Here is a 22,988-nt window from a genome sequence, read left to right as displayed (position 1 = left end):
TCACAATATACAAGCAATGGCAGACACGATATTACAGATTCTGCAATGGGCAATCCCGTCTGGCGGTATCGGTGCCGCCATTGCGTGGATTGCGAACCGCAAGGCGCGGGAGGCCAAGACCGCCAAGGAGGTGCACGACACCTACAAGACGATGTACGAGGACATCTCGATGCTGCTGGTTGAAACACAGAAGAAATATGAAGAGACCAAAGAACAGATTGAGGCTCTGGGAGTCGAGAACAGCCGGACACGGCGTGCGCTCAACCGCCTCTCCCGCGCTATCGAGGCTATTCAGGTTTGCCCCCATCGCGCTAATTGTCCTGTCAGTGGCGAGCTGTCGCTCGACGAAGAGGTTGACGAGGGAAAGCCAAGTCGTGCAAAGCACTCTCGAGGCAAGGGACAGCGAGGCGGTGAGCATCACCGAAACGAGCCAGATGCCCGTGAAGGTGCCGATGTCGACGGTAAGCCTGACACTGAACCTGGACAGTCTTCGCCTGTTGCCCCAAGGGGCGGGCTACACGGCGAGGAAAGGTCAGGCGAGCGTGAAGGTGAGCCACAAGGCGCCGACGGCTGATGAGCCGGAACGGATAGTGATTGAAGCTGGATGCGACAGCCTGGAACTGGTGTGCGCCAGATATGCCAAGACCATCAGCACGCTGAAACGGCAACTCAAAATTGCGAGCGACAGCAAGGCTGAGCATAAGGAGGAGGCGAAGGAAAGTACCGGTAACGGCTTCCTCATGCGGCTCAAGTATTTTTGTGCCGGGCTTCTGTCCGGGATAATCGGAATAGTATTCACTTTTATAAAACTTAGAAAATGAGCAAGAACAAGAAATTCATCTACGGCATCGCAGCCGTGAAATTTGGCGAAGCCCTCATCGGTTACATCGAAAAGAACAGCTGGGACTGGGGCGGCACGAAGCCGGAGAGTGTGGACGTGGAAGCCGAGCAGGTGCCCGACGCACCCGTGCTGACGCTGATGCAGAGCAACGGCAAGGTGAGCCCGACCTTCAACCTTATCCAGCTGGACTATGCGAACCTGAAAGCCGTGCTGGGCGGAACGCTGGTTGAGACCGGCACCGAGGGCAACAAGAAGGTGACCGGCTGGAAAGCACCGACCTCTCTCGTGGACCTCAGTGGCAAGTGGACCATTGACTTCGTGAGCGGTCAGACCATGACCATTCCCAACGGAACCATCCTGGCCAACCTCGGCGGTAAGCTGACGTTGACTGAAGTTTCGAAGGTAGAATGCCAGCTGAAGGTGAACAAGCCCGAGGATGGCGGTGCTCCTTACGAAATCAATGACACTCTGGGTGAAGGCTGATGGACGAGCAAGTAATCAGGAAAATCCAGAGAGAGGGAGCGGAAGCCTTGCTTGATGCGGGCGTTTCCCTCCCTCTCAAGGATTTAAGGATACCTTTCAGGAAAGAGCCGCTGCGATTCCGGCTGACGATGAAGCGCCCGACGCTGGCCCGACAGATAAAGATTGCGCATGCCTACCTGTCTATGGACACGACGGCGGCCGAACTGGAAGCTATGGACCATAAGGAACAGATGCAGTTCCTTGCCCGGCATGGCAAGACTTTGAGCCGTATCATCGCCCTGACGATGGAACGCTGGTGGCTGCCGGTATGGCTGCTGTCGTGGTTGGTGCGGCACTATATGAAGTGGGAGTACCAGAAGGCAGCCTTCAGCCAATTCGTATTGCTGATGGGCACGCAGTCTTTTATACCTATTATCAGATCAGCAGAGATGACGAATCCGATGAAGCTGAGACTGAGCCAAGGAAAGAGGGGGAGTTAAAGAGCCGTTGGGAAGGCTCCCATAGCCCCTTTGGGTTTATATGGCAGATAGCGAGTGCCACAGGATGGAGCGTGGACTATATCCTGAACGGCGTGAACTTCCAGACGCTAATCATGATGCTGAGCGACGCTCCCCGCTATGTAGATGGCAAGCAAGCCAACGGTAGCACACAAAGCCCTGAAAGTGAAGCCAGCGATATAGTGGCGTTTTTTCAAAGCAACTTAAAACAATAGCGAATGAAACCGGTAGAGATAGAATTTCTGATGCGGGACAACCTGACGGCGGGGCTCGACAAGAGCAAGATGAGCGTCGAGCAGCTGCTTGGCGCAGCCCGCCGTGCCTCCCTGATCATCAATACCAAGATTGATGAGCAGCGCAAGGTCATTGACGGCGTGAACTCTGACCTGGACAAGCTGCAGCGGAAGCTGCAGACCATGAAGCCGGGAACCGGTCAGCAGGAACTGCTGGTCGAGATCAGCGCGTGCAAGAAAGTGCTTGCAGAGGAAACCGGGGCACTGCAGCAACTGGAGCAGGAGCACCAGCAGGCCAAACAGGGCGTGGCGCAACTGGAGCAGGAATACCGCAAGATAACCATTTCTGAGGAACAGGCGGCTGCGGCTAACAAAAGCCTGACAGAGAAGATAACGGAACAGAAGGCGGTCATTAAACAGGTCGAAGCCGATGTCCGTTCCCTTCAGAAAGCCTACGACAACGCAGCCCCGGGCAATGCGCAGGGTGCAGCCCTGGCAGAATTGAACGCCGCCAAGAAAGCCCTTGAGGAAGAAAAGGTAATTCTCAACAGCCTGACAGAGACACAGGAACAGAACAGGGAAAGCAACAAACGCCTGTCGCGTCAGTTGCGCGAGCTTCAGAACGACATGGCAAAAATGCGTCTGAATGGTGAGCAGAATACCGAGGAGTACCGACAGATGGCAGAGAAAGCTGCCCTACTTTCAGACACTCTCGGAGACCTGCGCCAGCAGACCAGTATCCTCTCCAATGACGACGCGAACCTTCAGGGCTTCATATCCGGCGTGAACGGTTTGTCGGGCGCATTCACCACCGCCACGGGCGTGATGTCCCTTTTCGCTTCCGAGAATGAAAACCTGATGAAGGTGCAGGCACGGGTACAGAGCGTCATGGCCATCACGATGGGGCTGCAGCAGCTGTTCAATGCCCTGAACAAGGACAGCGCATTCCGGCTGGTAACCGTCACGAAAGTCAAGAACCTGCTGACGGCTGCCAACTACCGCCTTGCCACCTCACTGGGTATTTCCAATGCCGCGGCAACGGCACTCATGGCCACGCTGACACTCGGTCTGTCCGTTGTCATTACAGGACTCATCGTGGCTTGGAACAAGTACTCCGACGCACAGGAAGAAGCGGCAAGGAAGGCGCAGGAGCGTGTCGAGATTGAATCACAGGGACGGGCAGAGATGATCAAGACCCGCTTTGAGATAGACACCACCCGGGAGAGCCTGAAGAACTTCACCGGCTCCAAGGAAGAGGAGAAGAAGAAGTGTGAGGAGATGAACCGCAAGTACGGCGAGGCTTTCGGCTATTATGACACCGTGGCCCAATGGTACGATGTACTTACCCAGAAAGCCGAGCAGTACATACAGATGCTTTTCCTACAGGCCAAGGCGCAGGCACTCGTGAACAAGGCCGTGGAAGCCGACGAGAAGGTTGCCAAGCACAAGGCGACCAAACCGGGCAATGCGGAAAGCGATATGGGCTGGTTTGCCCGTATGGGACATTACTTGATGCAGTCAGAGAGCAACGGCATGTACGATGGTCATGCGGCCGTAGAGCGGTACAACAAGGAAGCATACAACAAGCGAACCAAGGAACTGGAGGCAGAACGCGACAGCTATCTCAAACAGGCTGCCGATTTGGAAAAACAGGCTGCATCCATTGGCAAGAGTGCAAATATCGGTGGGCACTCCGCCCCAGACAAACCGAAGAAAACCACAGGCAAGACCAAGACCGCGAAGGACACCAGGAACGAGGAAGAGCGTAACGTAAAGGAACTCCTTGCCCTGCAGCAGAAGAACCGCCAGACAGAGATAGACCTGCTCAAGGAAGGCTCTGAAAAGAAACGCCGACAAATCCAGGAAAACTATAAGAAGGAAATGGAGGAACTCGCCGCCCAGGAAAAGAAATGGCGCGATGCACAAAAGGGACATCTCACCGGTGAACAGACCGAAGCACTTGCCTCAGCCCGTGCCCTTGCCTCCATGAAGAAAAAGGACGGCGAGAAAGAGATTGCCAAGGAAGAGGCGAAGAAACAGCTGGAACAGCGCAGGGACGAGATTCAGGCGATGAGCGAATACCTGAGGGAATACGGTTCGTTCCAGCAGAAGAAGCTGGCCATCGCCAAGGAGACAGCGCAGAAGATAGCCGAGGTGGACGCTTCCGAAGTGAGCGACAGTACGAAGAAGTGGAAGAAAGCCCAACTCCGCAAGGAACAGCAGCAACGCGAGGCCGGCATGTCGTTCGAGGAGATCAGCCGTGGCATAGACTGGAGCGCTCTCTTCAGCGGCGTGGGCAACCTGACCAAGGAGATGATGACGCCGATGATGGAGCAGCTGCGCGCGTACGTCGAAACGGACGACTACAGGAACGCCGATGCGGAGACCCAGCAGAAGGTGACGGACCTGATACAGGAGATGCGCCGGTATGTCGGTACAGACCAGAGCGTGACATGGCAGAAGCTGGACGAGGCCATCAAGCAGTTCACGGACAGCGTGGCCGCCTACGACCGCGCCGTGAAGGCTGAGGAAGCCGCCGTGAAGACAAGAGACGAAGGCAAGAAGAAACTCGCCTCTGGAGAGATTACTGAAGAGCAGTACAGGGAACTTGAGACCAAGGCGCAGGAACTGGGCGATGCCACAGCCAAGGCACATGAGAGTATGGAGGATTTCGGTGCGGCCCTGAACCGGACCTCCGATGAGGTGGCGAATTTCACGAGCGGACTGACAACAGCATTAAGCAATGCCAAGGGCTGGCAGGGCGTGGAGGGCTTTGGCGGCATTCAGCAGTCCGTGGGGCAGATAGACCAGCTGAAAGGTACGCTGGATTCCATACTTCCGCAGATGGGGGAAGGCATGGCGAAGACGATAGGCACCACGCTGTCGGGCACGATGGGCAGTGCGCTGGGGAGTATCGGCGGAAGCCTGTCGGGCGTATTGTCAAGCGGGCTTGGCGGTATCATCGGTATCGTGGCCCAGATACCCAAACTGATACTCGACCTGGTACACGGCATCAAGAACTTCGTGACGGGCATCCTTGACGCCATTAAGGAAATTATCTCCCTCAGATGGATTGATGACCTCGTGGTGGGCATACTGGACGCCATCGGCAACCTGATAGATGCCATTTTCGACCTGCCGGAGAATCTGTTCAAGGTATTGGAAAGCATTGTAGTGAACGGCATAGGCGGTCTGCTTGACACTGTACTGGGGCGTATCGGCAATATCCTGTCCTTTGGAGCCTTGAGTATCAAGGGGCCGAGCGACTGGTTCACCAATTCCAACGAGGAGGAAGTCGCGGAGGCCATCGACCGGCTGACCAAGCGGAACGAGCTGCTGGAGCAGGCCATCGAAGACCTGACTGATGAGATGAAGACTGCCCGGGGAGCCATCGCCATCCGCATATCTGATGATGCGGAGAAGCTGCAACGCGAGACAATCGACAACTACAAGGGCATTGCCCAGGCGCAGGCCGGTTACCATTCCGCGCACCACAGTTTCAACTACTACTGGCGCGGTTACAGCCAGGAACAGATAGACCGCCTGAGTGCCCAGATGGGCAGGAAGTGGAACGGGGACATCTGGAACCTCAGCCCGGAGGAGATGAAGATGCTGCGCTCCAATGTGGACATGTGGAAGCTGCTGCAGGATACCGGCAAGGGCGGCTACGGCGGTCGGGTGGCCGAGAAGCTGGACAAGTATATCGAGCAGGCCGGCAAGCTGAAGGAGATTACGGACGCCCTCTATGAGAACCTGACCACCACGACCAAGGACAATGTCTTTGACAGCTTCTTAAATTCCCTCTATGGACTTGCCAACGGCTCAGAGAAGGTCTTTGATGAAATAGCCGAGAATTGGCAGGAGATGGTTAACAAGATGGCGGTGAACAACCTCGTCGGCGCGAAGTTCCAGAAGAATCTGGAAACATGGTACGAAAATCTTGCCAAACTGAACAAGGCGAAGACAAGCGGTGAGATAACCGATGCCGAGTACCGGAAATGGCTTGACATACTGAAGCAGGAGTACGAGGACTATGTGAAGAGTGCCAGGAACGACATCGAGCAGCTGAGGAACGAAGGTATCATCAAGGAGACCGACAAGACCGGAGGCACGACACAGTCAGGCAAAAGCGGTGCCTTCATGACGATGAGCCAGGACCAGGGAACAAAGCTGGAGGGACTGTTCGTCAGCGGCCAGATGCACTGGGCAAGCATCGATGACCGCGTGGAGGACATAGCCGTCAGGATGAGTGACGCCCAGGGACACCTGAAGAAAATCGAGGACAATACGGGCAGCAGTGCCCAATCTCTGAAAGATATAAAGGAAGAAATGAAAAAAATAACTCGCGATGGCGTAAAAGTGAAATAGTATGGATAAGATATTAGGCGGACTTGTACTGATCAACGGCACGGACATCTGGAAGGAGTACGGCGTGTTCCTCACCGAGGAGAAGAAAGGCGGCAGGGAAAACCTGAACGCCATTCTGACACCGAGTAAGGCAAAGGAACATGTGGGCGTGGACATACGGGAGCATGACGGAAAGAAATACTCCCGGACACTGTTGCCCGCCAATGCCGAGCGCGACGTGACGCTTCATTTCGCCCAGTATGCCCGGACACGGGAGCAGTGGCTGGCCAGCTACATGGCCTTTATCCGCTTCCTGAAAACAGGCAAGGACGGCTGGCTGACGATAACCTTTACGGAACTGAACCTTACGCTCAGGGTCTTCTATTTGGACTGCAGTTCATACAGGTCGCTGACCTACCTGTGGAAGGAGGGCGTACAGGCCGGCCGCTACAAGGTCAAGTTTCGTGAACCTGAACCGATAATATAACATCATTAGTAAACTGATAATCGGCTGCATTCGGCAAATCAAGCGAGCTTGTTTGCGCTCATTTGCACGATTGTTCAAACACCATTCAAACGATATAAAAATGATACTGACGCTATATGACAGCTACGGCAATGTAAAGGCGCGCATAGAGCCCGATGGCAGCAGCACACAGGAAAAGGAGATACAGGGGGACAATCTGCTGAATCTCTCCTTCACGCTGTACGAGTTCATTCCCGTCGATGTTAACGACTACATCGACTATGGCGGCGAGCGTTACCGGGCGGTGGAGAAGTACGTACCCGCAGAGAAGAGTACCGTCGAGTGGGAATACAGCCTCCGCCTGTACGGGATTGAGAGCCTTATCAAGCGTTTCCTCATCCTGAACAATACCGATGGCGGAAACGAGGCCGTGTTCACGCTGACTGCCCGTCCCATAGACCATGTGCGTCTGATCGTGAAGAACATCAATGACGGCATGGACGGCACGACCAACTTCAAGGCCGGCACCGTGGAGGGCACAGACAACGTGACCATTGACTATACCGGCAAGTACTGCAATGACGGGCTGAAGGAGCTGGCGGAAGCCGTAGGCGTGGAATGGTGGATAGAGGGAGAGACTGTAAACCTGTGCCGCTGCGAGCACGGTGAGGAAATCACGCTCGGGTATGACAAGGGACTGACGGCCCTTGACCGCGACAAGGCCGACAATGCGAAGTTCTATACACGCCTGTTCCCCATAGGCAGCTCGCGCAACATTGATGCGGCGAAATACGGACACAGCCGGCTGATGCTGCCCGATGGTGTTAAGTACGTTGATGTCAACGTGGAGCGGTATGGCATTATCCACCACTACGAGCAGAAAGCCTTTGCGGACATCTATCCCCGGCGTGTCGGCGTCGTGGCCGGCGTGCGCTCGAAAGAGGTCAAGGACAAGGACGGCAAGCCCTTTACGATTTACTACTTCAGAGACAACGACCTGAACTTCGACCCCAACGACTATGAGATTGGGGGACTGGTGAAACATGTATCCTTTCAGGAGGGCAGCGAGCTTGCCGGGGTGGGCGCCGACAATGACCATTACTTCGAGGTGAACTATGACAGCAAGACGCAGGAGTTTGAAATCATCACAATATGGCCTTACAACGACGATACGCAGCTGCCCGGCGGCACGCTGGTTCCGAAACCTGGGGACAAGTATATCCTGTGGAACATCCGCATGCCGGACGAGTACTACGGATTGGCGGAGAAAGAATTCCGTACCGCGGTTGACGAGTACAACATTAAGCACGCCCTGGATGTGAGCCGGTACAAGGCGCCGACGGATCATGTCTGGATTGAGGAGACCGGCACGGAACTCTTCATAGGGCGGCGCATACGGCTGGAGAGCAGCGAGTATTTCCCCGGGCAAGGCTACCGGTCGAGCCGTATTACGAAAATCATTCGGAAGGTCAATGAGCCGGGGCAGATGGACCTCGAGATAAGCGATGCCCTCTCGACGGGTACGATGGCCAGGGTGGACAGTGCCATCGCAGACGCGAAGAACTATGCTGGAACGCTTGTCGGCGGTATCAATGTCCCCGACGTTATCCGCAGCTGGGATACGACACAGCCGACAGATACCAACCTGTACAGTGCCAGGCGGACGCACAAGGAGTTCCTGAGCAAGAACAGCGAGGACCGCGCCAAGAAGAAAATCATCTTTGACGAGGGACTGGACCTTGGGGACTTCGAGTCCGGAACCCAGGGCGGCCGCCTTGACGGCAAGGGTAATGCGGAGCTGTTGACACTGGTGGTGCGCGAGCTGCTGCGCAGTGCCAGGTTCAGGGACGGTATGGCCGGTGAGGGCTGGCAGCTGTGGATAGACAAGGACGGGTTGGCGAACCTGACGCTCGACAAGCTGACCGTGCGTCAGATAATGGTTGTCCTTGAAATGCTGATAGAACGCGTGCGCAGCGTAGGCGGACAGTTGGTGGTAAGTGCCGCCAACGGCAAGATAAAAAGCGTGGAGAAGACGGACGGCTACTGGCGTATCACCTTCGAGCAGGAGAATACCTTCGAGGCTCATGACCTGATGCGCTGTGCGACCTTTACCGGAGGGCGGCTGAAAAGCTACTGGGTGGAGGTGGCTGCCGTGGAAGGAAACTCCGTACTGGTGGAGGAAAGCGAGTTCGACGCTTCTTTGCCGGAGGCTGCCGACGAGTGCGTGCAGATGGGCAACACCGAGAACGCGCTGCGCCAAAACCTGATACTCATATCGGCGACCGAGGACGGCCAGCCGAGGGTGGATGTGATGGACGGCGTGAAGGGCAAGAACTTCAAGGGAAGCCTGCGTGCAAGACTGGGCAATCTGGACGGTATAAAGGATGACATGTTTCCATCAGACAACCAACCCCATGGAAACGGTCTGTACAGCGACAATGCCTATCTGCGCGGAACCTTCCTGCTTGTTACGGGTGAGGACATCAAGACAAAGTTCGAGATAACCGAGGGCAAGATAGCAAGCAGCGTGAGCGCGCTGCGTCAGGACTTTGCCACCGACAAGGGCTATCTGAACAATCCGAGCTTTGATGAGGGGCTGTCCAAGTGGCTGACCGAGAACGAGACGGTGTTCTGGCTGGTGGGCAATAAATGGATATGGGCCAACGACAAGGTGCTCACGAAGAAAGGCGACGGTGCCAGCGTTACGAAAGATGACGGGCGTGTCGTGGTGCGTATCAGGAACAAGTACATCACACAGAAGAACGCGAGCCTGAAGAGCGTGCCACCTATGAACACGAATAGCAACGGTAAGAAAGAAGCCCTGCCCGTATACCTGAGCTTCTTCTACCGCTGCGCCAGCGAGGGCACATTGAAAGTGAGATTCGAGAATGTCGATAAGACCGGCTTTGAGAACTTCAACTCGCTGGAGGTCGAAGAAGTGCTTGCACCTACCAACGGCTACAAGCAGTACACCTGCAACGGGCTTTGGAACGGTACGGGAGATTTCAAACTGAGCTTCACAGGCGACATCTACCTCTACATGCTCATCTTGAGCACGGATAAGATTGAGAGCCTGACCTACAAGTACCGGACGCTCTTTGAACAGAGCGAGAAACTTGTGAAAATCGCAGCACAGAACTTCGATAAGGACGGTCGTGTGCTTGCCGAGAGTGGCATCATGGTAAAGGCTGAAGGTAGCGGTGTCTATGCACAAGGTCCCGACGGGAAACTGGCGCTCATCGGTGTAGCGGTGGAAGAGACCGATGCCGAAGGACACACGAGGACCGTCATCAAGCTGCTTGCCGACAATATCAAGTTGGAAGGACTGGTAACTGCGAATGGGAACTTCAGGATACTCCCCGATGGCAGTATTGAGGCAAAGAACGGAAAGTTCGGCGGCGAGGTCAATGCTGAGACAGGATACATTGGCGGCTTTGCCATCAGCGGGAACCATATCGGTGTGTCAAGCCGTGTATTGCAGCCGGACGGTAGCTACAAAGTTGTGGATGACAGGTATGGTTTGTTCCTGTATGACACGATGATAGGCTTCAACGCCAAAGACCGACAGGCGATTTTCGGAACGTGGCATAGTCTTGGACAGCCTATGCTCGCAAGGCTTGTTGACACGGCAACAGACTATACTGACAGCAACGGCAAGAAATGGGGTTTTCTACCTAAATATGGCATCATCTTCGACATAGAGAATTCCATGAGCGGCAACTTCGCCTTCGCAGGGAAAGGAAGCGGTGCACTGAATGGCTTCGTGGACGGATTCCGCTTTGATAAGGTGAAGGTGGACAAAGCCAATACCATCTATGATGTGGAGATAAAGGACAGCAACCGCCTGATTGTGGCGTGTACAGCAGGCAACTCCGGCATAGCACTTCCTCGTCTTCCTGCAATGCGTTCTACTCTGGGCATAGGCCCGAACACGCCGTTTGCCTTCCGACTGACTGTTTCTTCTGACTTGGGAGCAGGAGACTTCGTGATATTCGGCCGGAACAAGACCAAGAACAGCAAGCAGGAGACACCCTGGAACAAAGAGGACTATCCGCTGCTTACCACTTGGAATGGCGAACAGTGGGGAGATATGACAATGGGACAAGGAGACACTGTGGAGTTGCTGCTGGTGTATGATCCGGAGCGCACTGTGCAGATAGACGGTTTCACCACCCAATATACGGCGAGAATCATCAACAGGCAAAATTAAAAAGATATAAGCATGAAGACTGTTTACAACCGGCTGCTGCCCCCGAAGGGGTTCAAGGCCATCAATCTTTTCGGCGTGGTGATGGTCAAGGGTACCGTATGACGGACACTGACCTGAACCACGAGGCTATCCACACGGCACAGATGCGCGAGCTGCTGTATGTGCCGTTCTATGTGCTGTATGTGCTGGAATGGCTGTGGCTTCTGCCAAGATACCCGAAGCGGCACGAGGCTTACAGACATATCAGTTTTGAGTGCGAGGCATACGCTCATCAGGCGGAGCCAGATTATCTGAAGACAAGAAAGAAGTTCAACCAATATAAATCATAACGACATGGCACTGACAGAACAGGAAAGACAGGATTTGAAGCAGGACATACTCTCGCAAATCAAGAGCGAGAGCCAGAGTGTAACCGAGCTGCAGGAGGTGCAGAGCCTCGACGGGGTGAAGACCCTGCCGGCGATGCGCGGCGAGGAACTGGTGACCGCTCCGATAAGTCTGCTGGGCAAGCCTGCAACCGATGCGGCAGCACAGGCGCAGGCCGCCAAGAAGGCGGCAGATACCGCGGCGGAAAAAGCAGCACAGGCTGCCACCAATGCCGACACGAAGGCACAGGAAGCACAGGCGGCCGCGCAGGTTGCAAACAAGGCTGCGAAAGACCTTGCTGCGGTAAAAGACTCCGCCCAGCAGGTCATCGACCGGTACGAAGATGTGGCAGTACAAGCCCTGAACGGAGCCACGGCGCGCTTTGACGGCATACTGGCAGACGCCACCATTGAGCAGCAGAGTGCCTCGGCGGTAGCCGGTGTGTACTTCATAGCCTCCAAGGGGGTGTTTGCCGGAAAGCGCGAGGGGAAGTATTACGGCAACTGGCAGGGCGCTGACCTCTACCTCACCGAGGACAGAAAGGAGATACAGAAGGATAAACTCTACCTGCTTGGCTCCGTGCTCTACGCATGGAACGAACAGGACGGAACGCTTGCCGAAGCCTGTGGAACGGGTGGCGGCAACACCATCAATGTGAGTGAGAAATACCCGCTGGCAGAGGGTTACTACACTTTGGCTACGGCTATCAAGACTGTTGAGGACAAACTGCGCGCCAAGGGGCGGTGCGTTACCTTTGAAGTGTCTCAAGGGAAATACCAAACCAAGCAGTTTGCCGGAACCAACCTGGCGACCTGGGAGAGCGAGAGCAGCTGGGACGACTTCGGCGGTGGCGGAACAGTGAAGAGCGTAACGCTGAACGGGCAAAAGGGCACTCCCGACAGCCAGGGCAACATCAGTCTCACGGTCAACGAGACCGAGGTGGACGAGACGCTCGATGCCGGCAGCACGAACCCCGTGCAGAACCGTGCCATTACCGGCAAAATCGGCGAGATAGAAGCCGGCACCCTCTTCGACAGCGATGTGACCGAGGAAGACGGGAAGCAGACCGTTACACTGAAGAACAAGAGCGGCGTGGCCATTACCCAGTTCACGCTGGCCGCCGGAGGAGGTGGCGGTGGGGAAACGTCTTCCGCCAAGATCGTGCTGGGTGCCGGCGTAGACCACAATGTCATCAAGGAAGGCGGTGACTGCGTGCTGACCTACAGCTACGACCACCTGTATGTGGGAGGCGAGGATGCCGGGCAGACCACCGGACAGAAAGCTACCATCGAGATACGCGTCCTGCGCGGCTCTATCCTTGTGTACGGACAGACCATTGAGAATGTAAGCCGGGGTACCTACACCTTAAATGTTAGCAAATACCTTCAGGCGGGTACGACCGACATCTATGTAAAAGCCACGGCGACAGACCCCGACACGGGAAAGCCTCAGGCGAAGCAGGCCTATGTGAACGTGAAGGCAGTGAGCCTGACGCTGAGAAGCGACTATGCCCTCTCGGACGGAACAGCCGGAGGCGGCTATGATACAGGCGACAGTGCGGTGATACCCTATACCGTGCAGGGAACAGGCACGAAGACCGTATTCCTCTACGTGGACGGCAAGCAGCACGAGAACCGCACGGTAACGCGCAGCGGTACCACCAACGGCAGCTTCTCCATTCCGATGCGCCCTCTGGCGGTAGGCCGCCATACTGTGCAGCTGGTGGCGGAGATGGAAGCCGGGGGCGGTCTGACGCTGCGCAGCGAGAGTATCTACATGGATATTTTCAAGGCTGGGAGCAGTCGGCCGCTGATCGGCACGAAACATGTCTTCCGGGACGGCCGCATCCTTACTGACAACCACCTGACCCCGCTGCTGAAGACCGGGCAGTACGAGCAGCTCTCTTTCGAGTATGCCGTCTATGATGCAGGCGGCACACCTGCCGGCATGACCGTTTTTATGAACGGTACTCCCACACAGAACGTGAGCGTTCCGAGGACGGTGCAGACCTACACCAACCGCTTCACGGCACAGGGCACACAGAAAATGAGGCTCGTATGCGGTGCGACGGAATATCCCCTTGACATCGAGGTGGAGAAGAGTGGTATCGACATCGGCGAAGCGACGCTTGGGCTGAAGCTGAAGCTCAGCGCGGCAGGACGCAGCAACGGCGAGGCAGATCCGGCACACTGGGAATACGGCAGCGTGAAGACGGCATTCGACGGCGTGGACTGGAACACGAGCGGCTGGACGGGCGATGCGCTGAAGCTGCTCAATGGCGCGAAGGCAGAGATAGCCTTTATGCCGTTCACCTCCGATGCGGCCACCGCAGGCTGCACGGTGGAGGTGGAAATGAAAGTGTCCAACATCACGGACAAGGACGCGGGTGTGGTGTCGTGCATGAGCGGCACGAAAGGCTTCCGGATAACGGCCGACAAGGCGATGATGTACACGGGTTCCACCAAGGAAGTAGCCGACGAGGACGGCGGGAAGACCACCCAGCAGGTCGGCGTGGGCAGACAGTACGGATCAGACATGTGGGTGAAGATAGCCTTCGTCATCGGCAAACGCTCCGAGGGCAGGCTGATGGAACTGTATGTGAACGGCACGCGGAGCGCGGCGGACATCTACGGTGAGAGCGACAACTTCATGCAGGACAGCCCGGAGGGCATCACCATCGACAGTTCCGGCGCGGACGTGGAGGTACGCACCGTCAGGGTCTATGACCGTGCTCTGACCGACGATGAGGAGATGGACAACCATATCATAGACCGCCGGACACTGGACGAGATGGCCGCACTCTTCGAGGAGAATGACGTGCTGGGCGATGATGGCCGGAGCATCGAGTTCGAGAAACTGCGCAAAAAGGGCAAGGGCATCATGCTGGTGGTGCGCAAGGGAGGACTTGACCCTGTGAACGCCGAGAACAACAAGAAGGCGGACTTCCTCTCCGATGTGCACCTATGGCTGCCCGACGGTCGGCATGTCTACCTGAAGAATGTCTATGTCCGCATTCAGGGCACGAGTTCGACGAAGTACCCGACGAAGAACTACCGCATCTACTGTGCCAAGGGCGAGACTCCGGAGATGTATGTGGACGGCGTGAAGCAGGAGGAACTGAAAGTAGCCCTGCGACCCGGACAGAAGAAAGTGAAGGTGCTGTGCGCCAAGGCGGACTACTCTGACAGTTCGATGGTAGAGAACACCGGCGGTGCGAAGCTGTGGAACGACATGATGAAGGCACTGGGCTTCCTCACGCCGGCGCAGCAGACGGACAGCAGCGTGCGCACGGCCATTGACGGCTTCCCCATCGACGTGTTCTCCGCGGAGAGCATGGAAGACACGCCTGCCTATTACGGACAGTACAACCTCAACCATGACAAGAGCGACTGGCAGGAGATCATCGGGATGAAGGGCGTCGAGGGGCTTGACCCGAAGAAAGCGGTCGCCTTCGAGTTCCTGAACAATACGCAGCCCCTGTGCCTGTTCCAGGGGAAGGCAGACCTTGATGCGCAGGCGGTCGCAGAGTTCGACAATGCGCTGGAGTTCAACTACCCGAAAGACATAACATGGGCAACCGCAACGGAGGCGCAGAAGGGTGCCTTCAAGCGTCTGTGGGGCTGGATAAGGGACTGCGTGCCGTCCGGCGCGACACCGGATGACATCAGCACCTTCGTCTCGCAGAAGTTCAAAAGCGAGCTTGGACAGTACATCAACAAGGACTTCCTGCTGTGCTGGTGGCTCTTCACGGACTTCTTCGCCAATGTGGACCAGCGGGCAAAGAACATGATATGGGCGACATGGGACCTGCTGAAGTGGTATATCCTCTACTACGACGGCGACACGCAGCAGGGTGACCGCAACGACTCCATGCTGGCATACCTCTATGACGTGATGCGTGAGACCTGGGACGCGGAGAAGTCGAAGTATGCCTTCGAGGGATACGACTCCTGGCTGTGGTGCCTGGTACTGGCCAACCTGAAGGACGATATAGTCAGGATGTCGGGAAAGATGCGAACCTACCTGACGGAGGAGCGTGCGAGTGAGGTGTTTGATAAGGAGCAGCAGGGCAACTGGTGTGGCCGTGCCTACAACAAGAGCGGCGCACTGAAGTACATCAAGCCGCAGACGGAAGGCGTGATCGTGAAAGGACAGCTGGTGAAGTACCCCTACATCTATGCGCTCAAGGGCGACAAGCAGGCGTTCCGGCACTGGTTCATCAAGAACCGTTTTTCCCTGCTCGACGCGAAATACGAGACGGGCAACTTCCTTTCTGACAACATCGATATGTATATGAGCCGTAAGGCTGACGCTCCGGCCAACACCATAACGGTGACGGCCGGCGACCTATACTACTTCGGCTACGGCACGAACAATGCCCCGCACCTGCAGGCAAGCCGTCGTGCGGAGAAAGGCGGCAAGGTGACGCTGACCTTTGCGAATGCCTTTACCGTAAACGACCCTATCCGCATCTATGGCGCAAGCCGCATTGCGGAGCTGGACATGCGCGGGGCTGCGGACAACCTGACGGGCGACGTGAACCTGAACAAGTGCAAGGCTCTCAGGAAACTCAACATGCAGACGGCCGGCAGCGGCTCGACGGGCTGGTGCATGGTAATTGACCAGTGCCGCCAGCTGACGGACATCAATCTCTACGGACAGACGAACGCCAGGACGGGTACGCTGTCAAGCCAGGAATTGGACTTCACGCCGCAGACAAGACTGAAGACGCTGGACGCACGGGGCGTGGACGTACAGGCCGTGCTGATTGCACCGGGCGCACCGGCACAGACACTCAAGCTGGGTGGCAACATACAGACGCTCCGGCTGGAGTATCTGCCGGAACTGAAGGACAGCGGACTGACACTGCAGAACTGGCGCACGGTGAAGACGCTGCGCTTTGCCGTCTGTCCGAATCTGGACTGGCAAACCATCATCGGCAGGTGTATAAATGTGGAGCGCGTACGCATCGAGGGCATTGACATGAAAGATGACGGTACGCTGCTCGCCAAGTACAAGGCACTCAAGGGCGTGGATGCGGAAGGTAATGCCGTGGACTACTGCGCACTTGTGGGTACCGTGCACCTTACGGCATATATGGAAGACGGTGAATACGCTGCCATGCACGAAAAATTCCCGGAGCTCAACATCAGACAGCCGGACTACACGGTGATAGAGTTCGACGACGCAGTGGCCGACGACGCCAACGTGACGAACCTTGACAACGGCACGGGCTACAGAAACGGAACGGCCTACATACCCAGCGGCCATGTTACGGCCATTCTGAAACAACGGCACCGCGTGCTGGCAAAGGTCACCAAGAAAGCCACCACGCGCAACGTGAACATGGCCGGGCAGGATACGACGGTGAACAATCTCGACGGCGAGATGACTTACTACCCCCTTGACGATGCCAACAGTAACAAGTACGCAGACGGCACGGAGGCGAAGCTGGACGGTACGGAAGGCGACTGGATGATGTACGAGCCGTTTTTCTGGAGCAAGGGTATCAACGACTATCTGAAGGGAAAGCACTACAGCTGCTACAGCAGCAACGATGCCGCACACAAGCCGGACAGTCCCAAGGCAACCGTGCTGACGCTGGAGGACATCAGGAGGACGCAGGGCGGCGTATTGCCGGGCAAGAAAATCACGAGCGGCAAGGAGACGCTGCAGAACTCCTATACGAACGATACAACTTACAGCGTGTGCAAGGTAGGTGTGGAAGGTTTCAAGCGTGTCCGCTTCCCAAGCGTTCCCGGCACGAACCTCATCGGCTCGGTGTTTGTGGACGCGGAGGGCAAGGTCGTGAAGTCGGTTGTCGTTCCGACCATCGGCAACAAGTTCGAGGCGGGCATGTACCTGATTGCCGACGTGCCGGCGACGGCCGTGAACCTGCACTTCACCATCCTGAACACGGCGGAGTTCGACTGCGTAGTCCTAAGTAACAGCATGCGGATAGAGGACATGGAGCCGGAATGGGTGGCGAACGACGAGCATCTCTGTGCCGTAGTCGGCTCTACGGTCATCGGTTCCAAACTACGTGCGGCCGTTACCGGCGGCAGCACGACGGGTGGTATGACGTGGACGGACTTCCATTATTACAGTGTTCAGCGTGGCATGCAGCAGATAGACGCGCTAATGCACTCCCGCATTGCCAACCTATTCTATGCACGGTACGGACGCAGAGATGCCCAGGAACAGTGCGGAGCTGGGGAGCATACCTATACACGCACTACGGGAATTACCGCAGGTTACGGTATGCGGGACACCATCGGCTATACGGAGGCGAGCAGCGTGAACAACGGTGTAACGAACAGCCTTATTGACAACCGCGTACACCAATTTGCGTGGTATCGCAGCCTTGACGAATATGGAGGTGCCGCCGTCATGCAGGTGAACAGTATCTGCTGCATGGGGTATGAGGACATCTACGGGCACAAGTGGGACATGATGGACGGCGTTGATCTGCCCAATGATAGCAGTAATTACTGCAAATGGCGAATCTGGATGCCTGACGGTACTGTCCGCATGGTCAAAAGCAGCACGAACAACGGCTGGTGGACAACAGCCGTGGCACACGGCAGATACATGGATGTTATCCCAGTGGGCAATGTAAACGGCTCATCATCCACTTACTACACCGACGTGTATTATATCAGCGGTGCTCAGTTCCGCGTTGTTTTTCGTGGTGGCAACTATGCGTACCCGCTCTACGGTATCTCGTGTTCGAATGCGTATAGCGATGCTTCGTACTCGGATGCGGGCGTCGGTTCGCGTCTGGCCTTCCGCGGCCGGATCGTGAGGGCGCAGAGCGTGGGGGCGTACAAGGCGGCCAGCGAGGTTGCGTAGGCATAAGCGAAAGCGCGAAAGCGGGAGCGAAGCGACAAAGCGTCATGTCCGAGGAACGAGGACATCGGGATACGGGCGTAAGCCCGTCGATGTTGGTTGTAAAATTACGCCGCCTCATTGAAAATGAGTACCTTTGCACCTGGCATTATGGTGGAGTTCCCCATGTTCCGCGTTGTTTTTCGTGGTGGCAACAATGCGTACCCGCACAACGGTATCTCGTGTTCGAATGCGAATAACGATGCTTCGAACTCGGATGCGGACGTCGGTTCGCGTCTGGCAAACTGTACAATCGGTTCTACGATGATGAGGGACGTGTCCCTCGATATCGCACCGAGGGGGACAAGCCACGGCAAAAGCACATATAAAGTGGAAAGCCGAAACATCAAGTGTCGGGTAGAGTTTGGTAGGCCGCACCAAGGCTCGAAGAACTCAGGCCCGGAGAAAGGAAGGCTCGCCTTCAAGTGATAAACAACAAATAAGTAAAACGAAAAGATGCGCAGGGAAGGTTACATCATCGAGGAGGTAGTCGAATACTCCAATATGTCGGACTCGTTCGACCAGGTACTCCGCGGTACCAGGCGGAAGGAGAGCCGGCAGGGACAATGGCTGCTGGCGCACCGTGAGGAGGTCATCCGTGAACTCAGCGACCGTATCAAGGCCGGCACCTACACCGTCAGGGACTACCGCGAGCGTGAAATCAACGAAAACGGCAAGATACGCCGCATCCAGATCCTGACGATGAAGGACCGTATAGCGGTACATGCCATCATGGCCGTGGTGGACAGGCACCTGAAGAAGCACTTTATCCGCACTACCTCGGCGAGTATCAAGGAGCGCGGCATGCACGACCTGCTGGCGTATATCCACAGGGATATGCTGGAACAGCCTGACACGACACGCTACTGCTACAAGTTCGACATCAGCAAGTTCTACGAGAGCATCGACCAGGACACGGTTATGGACTGCGTGAGGAGGGTCTTCAAGGACAGGCGGCTCATTACCCTGCTCGACGGCTTCGTGCGTATGATGCCGAGGGGACTGAGTATCGGACTGCGCTCCTCGCAGGGGCTGGGTAACTTGCTGCTGTCTGTCCACCTTGACCATGTACTGAAGGACGAATGTGGTGTGCGGCACTTCTACCGCTACTGCGATGACGGTGTGGTACTTGCCGCTTCCAAGAGAGAACTCTGGGAAGTACGTGAGGTCGTGCACCGCCAGATGGAGGGCATCGGCCTGAAAGTGAAGACCAATGAGCGCATATTCCCCATAACAGAGGGCATAGACTTCCTCGGCTATGTGATACGTCCTGACTATATCCGTTTGCGTAAGCGTATCAAAAAAAAGGCTGCTTCGAAACTTAATGAAGTGAAATCAAGAAAGAGACGGCATGAAATCATAGCCTCCCTCTATGGGATGGCCAAGCATGCCGACTGTAATAATATGTTTCATAAATTAACAGGCAAACAAATGAAATCTTTTAAGGATTTGAAAATCGCTTACAAGCCGGAGGACGGCAAGAAGCGTTTCCCTGGTGCTGTGGTGAGCATCAGGGAGTTGGTAAATCTCCCCATCGTGGTCAAGGACTACGAGACGGGAATCCACACGGAGCAGGGCGAGGACCGCTGCATCGTCAGTATCGAGCAGAACGGCGAGCCAAAGAAGTTCTTTACCAACAGCGAGGAGATGAAGAACATCCTCGCGCAGATTAGTGAACTGCCGGACGGCTTCCCGTTCGAGACGACAATCCGCACGGAAACCTTCGGCAAAGGTAGGACCAAATATGTTTTTAGCTGATGAGAGTACAAGGAAGTGCGGAGGTGGAGTTGCTGGAATGCACTAACCCCGTGAAAGGAAAGTGGCGCGTCCGCTGGGACGTGCGGAAACATGAGGACGGCTCGGCGGACTATATGGAGCAAGAGTTCGGGCACCGTCCTACGCTGGAGGAGATGAAGGGCCTCATCCTTGCATGGTACAACGCAAAGGTGGACGAGGCGATATTGTCGGGCTTCACCTACGAGGACATGCCCGTGTGGCTTTCAGCGGAGAACCAGTTCAACTACAAGTCGGCATACGACCTTGCCGTGCAGACTGCAGGGGCAATCTTGCCGGTAACGTTCAAGTTCGGGACGGACGGGCAGCCGCAGTACCGCAAGTTTGAAATGCTCGACGAATTGACGGACTTCTATGTCAAGGCGATGACCTATATCCAGACTACCCTCGCTACAGGATGGAAGGAGAAAGATGCCATCGACTGGTCGGCATACGGAGAGGAGGCGGGCCATGAGTAAGGGCTGTGGTTGCCAGAGCGGCATATTCCGCTGGTTCACTCCACCGTATTCCAAACTGTTCTATGCGGCGTGCTGCATACACGACGATGATTACGACCGTGGAGGCAGCGAGCACGACCGGAAGGCGGCTGATCTCCGCCTGTTCGTGAACTGCTTCAGGAAGATTGCCAAGAGCGGCTTCGCACCTGCAAAGGCGATGTGGTGCGCCTTGGTGGCCTTGTGCTACTATTGGAGCGTCCGAATGCTTGGAAGCAACTATTTCAAGTATAGTGGATAGTTAGGAGAGTCCCTTCGGGGGAGGGATATTAAAAAAAAAGCCCCCGGCCTGTTAATACGACGCCAATCATTTTAACAACACACCCATAGGATGCTGACCGGGGGCCAATACCCTCTGCCACACCCTATGGGTTTCTTATTGTTGTTAAAAATGATTGGCGATGCAAATATACTAAAATTATTGGATATGAAGATAGTCGAGATTGTAAAAATTAACAGGGAACTCCTGAAAAACCTGCATACGGCAGGTGTCAGGATAGAGGATGCTGAATATATAGATTTGTATGCGGACTATCGGAAATTGCTTGATGAGGGCGAGAAAGTTTCCTACATCGTGGCTGTGCTCTCTGACAAATATGCCGTGAGCGAACGGAAGGTGTATGGCCTTATCAAGCACTTTCAAAGCGACTGCAAATTGTTTGCAGTATGATTGATTACGGATATTCTTGTTTGTAGCAGAAACTCACGACCTTTGCTCTCGTTATGAGAAAGCAATATAATTCGGCACCGCTTCCATTCGTCGGTCAAAAGCGGATGTTTGCCAAGGAATTTAGAAAAGTGTTGGAGCAGTTCCCCGACGGAACGACATTCGTGGATTTGTTTGGCGGTAGCGGCTTGCTGTCGCATATTACCAAATGCGAGAAACCCCATTCAAAGGTAGTGTATAACGATTTTGACGGGTACAGGCTAAGGCTGGAACATATACCGCAGACAAACGAGCTGCTTGCGAAACTAAGAGAGATTGTGCGTAAAATACCAAAACATAAGCCTATCACGGGAGAAGCACGAGAACAGGTATTTGAGTGCTTGAGAGAACATCAGGAGTGTTATGGGTATCTGGACTTTATTACAATATCTTCCTCCATTATGTTCTCCATGAAGTATCGTCTGAGTATAGATGAGATGCGCAAAGAGGCTTTGTACAATAATGTGCGCTCAACAGATTATCCTTTGTGCTGTGACTATCTGGACGGGTTGACAATTGTGTCGTCAGACTATAAACAAGTGTTCAATCTGTACAAAAATACACCAGGTGTGGTGTTTTTTGTAGACCCTCCATATCTGAGTACGGAAGTCGGTACTTATAAGATGTATTGGAGACTTGCCGACTACCTTGATGTGCTGACCGTGCTCGCAGGACACTCGTTTGTATATTTCACGAGCAACAAGTCATCCATATTGGAATTGTGCGATTGGGTAGGCAGAAACAAAACCGTGGGTAATCCATTTGAGAAATGTACGAAAGTGGAATTCAATGCCCACATGAACTATAATGCCACCTACACAGACATGATGCTCTATAAAAAGGCTGGTTAAACACCGTTCAAAAACCAATTAAACACTATCAGACTATGAACAAGTATCACGACATCTTAGAAAAGATTATGCGCACAGGAAAGATGCAGCATAACAAAAAAGGCAATATTAAATACTGCCTTAACGAGCAACTCACGCTTACACCTGCCGACTTGCTTGATATATTTGAAAGCCACGGCATTGCCAGAAAAAAGCTGAAGAACGAACTGCAACTATTCATGCAAGGAGAGCGACAGGTAGAAAAATACCGCGAGGCAGGCATTAACTGGTGGGACTATTGCGGTTCCGTTCTCGTCAATAGTTACCCAACTTATTTCGAGAAACTTCCACCACTTATTGCGAAGATAAACAACGAGAAACGAAATAGCAAAAATTATGTGCTGTTTCTTGGAGAAACCAATGCCGAGAGCAATCAAGCCCCGTGTCTGAGTCTTGTGCAGTTCCAAATAGACGAAGGCGAGTTAGTTATTTCAGCCTATCAACGCAGTTCTGATGCCAATTTAGGGCTCCCTGCTGACATCTATCACCTTTATTTGATGTCTCGGCAAATCGAGCTTCCTTTGAAGTCTATAACGCTCAACCTTGCTAATGTACACATTTATGAGAGCAATTTAGAACGAACACAAGAACTACTTGACGGAAATGAGAATGTGAAGTTTGAACTTAATGTATAGAGAAAAGGTCGATTTGATGATTGGATTCAAATCGACCTCTTTTGTGCTGTGTGCGTTTTTATTTTATTACATTTCGTTTTGCTTGAAAAAATCACATTTCGTTTTATCAGAGCATCACATTTCGTTTTGCCGGATTTA

Annotated in this window: 17 protein-coding genes; all 17 read left to right on the top strand. The window is 54.6% G+C overall.

Features of this window, described 5'->3' with window-relative positions; all coding sequences use genetic code 11:
• The first annotated feature begins 16 nt into the window (after positions 1 to 16).
• The 17 genes from HMPREF0645_RS12635 to HMPREF0645_RS12555 all read left to right on the top strand — a co-directional run bounded on the left by HMPREF0645_RS12635 (position 17) and on the right by HMPREF0645_RS12555 (position 22,850).
• Positions 17 to 574 (top strand): hypothetical protein, encoded by a 558-nt coding sequence (locus HMPREF0645_RS12635; RefSeq protein ID WP_007175450.1) that lies wholly within the window; start codon positions 17 to 19, stop codon positions 572 to 574.
• Entirely contained in the window at positions 543 to 821 is a 279-nt protein-coding gene (locus tag HMPREF0645_RS12630; RefSeq protein ID WP_245544038.1) for a hypothetical protein, read from the top strand. The genes HMPREF0645_RS12635 and HMPREF0645_RS12630 overlap by 32 nt, the downstream gene beginning before the upstream one ends.
• Positions 818 to 1,324, top strand: coding sequence for a hypothetical protein (locus tag HMPREF0645_RS12625; protein ID WP_007175448.1), 507 nt, complete (start codon positions 818 to 820; stop codon positions 1,322 to 1,324). The genes HMPREF0645_RS12630 and HMPREF0645_RS12625 overlap by 4 nt, the downstream gene beginning before the upstream one ends.
• A complete protein-coding gene (locus HMPREF0645_RS12620) occupies positions 1,324 to 1,803 on the top strand; it encodes a hypothetical protein (protein ID WP_007175447.1) in 480 nt (159 codons plus the stop codon). The genes HMPREF0645_RS12625 and HMPREF0645_RS12620 overlap by 1 nt, the downstream gene beginning before the upstream one ends.
• 38 nt (positions 1,804 to 1,841) lie before the next feature.
• On the top strand, positions 1,842 to 2,036 hold the full coding sequence (locus tag HMPREF0645_RS12615) for a hypothetical protein (RefSeq protein WP_044123704.1): 195 nt from the start codon (positions 1,842 to 1,844) through the stop codon (positions 2,034 to 2,036).
• Between the two features lie 3 nt (positions 2,037 to 2,039).
• The gene (locus HMPREF0645_RS12610) at positions 2,040 to 6,422 is read left to right on the top strand and encodes a hypothetical protein (RefSeq protein ID WP_007175445.1); all 4,383 of its coding nucleotides are present in this window, start codon (positions 2,040 to 2,042) and stop codon (positions 6,420 to 6,422) included.
• 1 nt (position 6,423) lies between these two features.
• Entirely contained in the window at positions 6,424 to 6,888 is a 465-nt protein-coding gene (locus HMPREF0645_RS12605; protein WP_007175444.1) for a hypothetical protein, read from the top strand.
• Between the two features lie 100 nt (positions 6,889 to 6,988).
• Positions 6,989 to 11,077, top strand: a complete 4,089-nt coding sequence (locus tag HMPREF0645_RS14030) for a hypothetical protein (protein WP_007175443.1) — start codon at positions 6,989 to 6,991, stop codon at positions 11,075 to 11,077.
• A 98-nt stretch (positions 11,078 to 11,175) separates the two neighbouring features.
• Positions 11,176 to 11,406 (top strand): hypothetical protein, encoded by a 231-nt coding sequence (locus tag HMPREF0645_RS12595; protein WP_007175442.1) that lies wholly within the window; start codon positions 11,176 to 11,178, stop codon positions 11,404 to 11,406.
• Positions 11,407 to 11,410: 4 nt separating this feature from the next.
• Positions 11,411 to 18,295, top strand: coding sequence for a LamG-like jellyroll fold domain-containing protein (locus HMPREF0645_RS12590; RefSeq protein ID WP_007175441.1), 6,885 nt, complete (start codon positions 11,411 to 11,413; stop codon positions 18,293 to 18,295).
• 123 nt (positions 18,296 to 18,418) lie between these two features.
• A complete protein-coding gene (locus tag HMPREF0645_RS12585) occupies positions 18,419 to 18,760 on the top strand; it encodes a hypothetical protein (protein WP_007175440.1) in 342 nt (113 codons plus the stop codon).
• A 27-nt stretch (positions 18,761 to 18,787) separates the two neighbouring features.
• Positions 18,788 to 20,089 carry a reverse transcriptase domain-containing protein gene (locus HMPREF0645_RS12580; protein WP_007175439.1) on the top strand — a complete coding sequence of 434 codons (1,302 nt, stop codon included), beginning with the start codon at positions 18,788 to 18,790 and terminating at the stop codon, positions 20,087 to 20,089.
• Positions 20,086 to 20,583, top strand: coding sequence for a hypothetical protein (locus tag HMPREF0645_RS12575; protein WP_044123697.1), 498 nt, complete (start codon positions 20,086 to 20,088; stop codon positions 20,581 to 20,583). Before HMPREF0645_RS12580 ends, HMPREF0645_RS12575 begins: the two co-directional genes overlap by 4 nt.
• Positions 20,576 to 20,860 (top strand): hypothetical protein, encoded by a 285-nt coding sequence (locus HMPREF0645_RS12570; protein ID WP_007175437.1) that lies wholly within the window; start codon positions 20,576 to 20,578, stop codon positions 20,858 to 20,860. The genes HMPREF0645_RS12575 and HMPREF0645_RS12570 overlap by 8 nt, the downstream gene beginning before the upstream one ends.
• Positions 20,861 to 21,046: 186 nt before the next feature.
• Positions 21,047 to 21,289, top strand: coding sequence for a hypothetical protein (locus tag HMPREF0645_RS12565; protein WP_044123702.1), 243 nt, complete (start codon positions 21,047 to 21,049; stop codon positions 21,287 to 21,289).
• Between the two features lie 53 nt (positions 21,290 to 21,342).
• The gene (locus HMPREF0645_RS12560; protein ID WP_007175435.1) at positions 21,343 to 22,176 is read left to right on the top strand and encodes a DNA adenine methylase; all 834 of its coding nucleotides are present in this window, start codon (positions 21,343 to 21,345) and stop codon (positions 22,174 to 22,176) included.
• A gap of 35 nt (positions 22,177 to 22,211) precedes the next feature.
• Entirely contained in the window at positions 22,212 to 22,850 is a 639-nt protein-coding gene (locus HMPREF0645_RS12555) for a thymidylate synthase (RefSeq protein ID WP_007175434.1), read from the top strand.
• Positions 22,851 to 22,988 lie beyond the last annotated feature (138 nt).

The organism is Hallella bergensis DSM 17361, from assembly GCF_000160535.1.
In the GTDB taxonomy this organism is placed as follows: Bacteria; Bacteroidota; Bacteroidia; order Bacteroidales; family Bacteroidaceae; genus Prevotella; species Prevotella bergensis.
The sequence above is the reverse complement of the archived record's forward strand: the minus strand, read 5'-3'. Positions and strand labels throughout refer to the sequence as shown.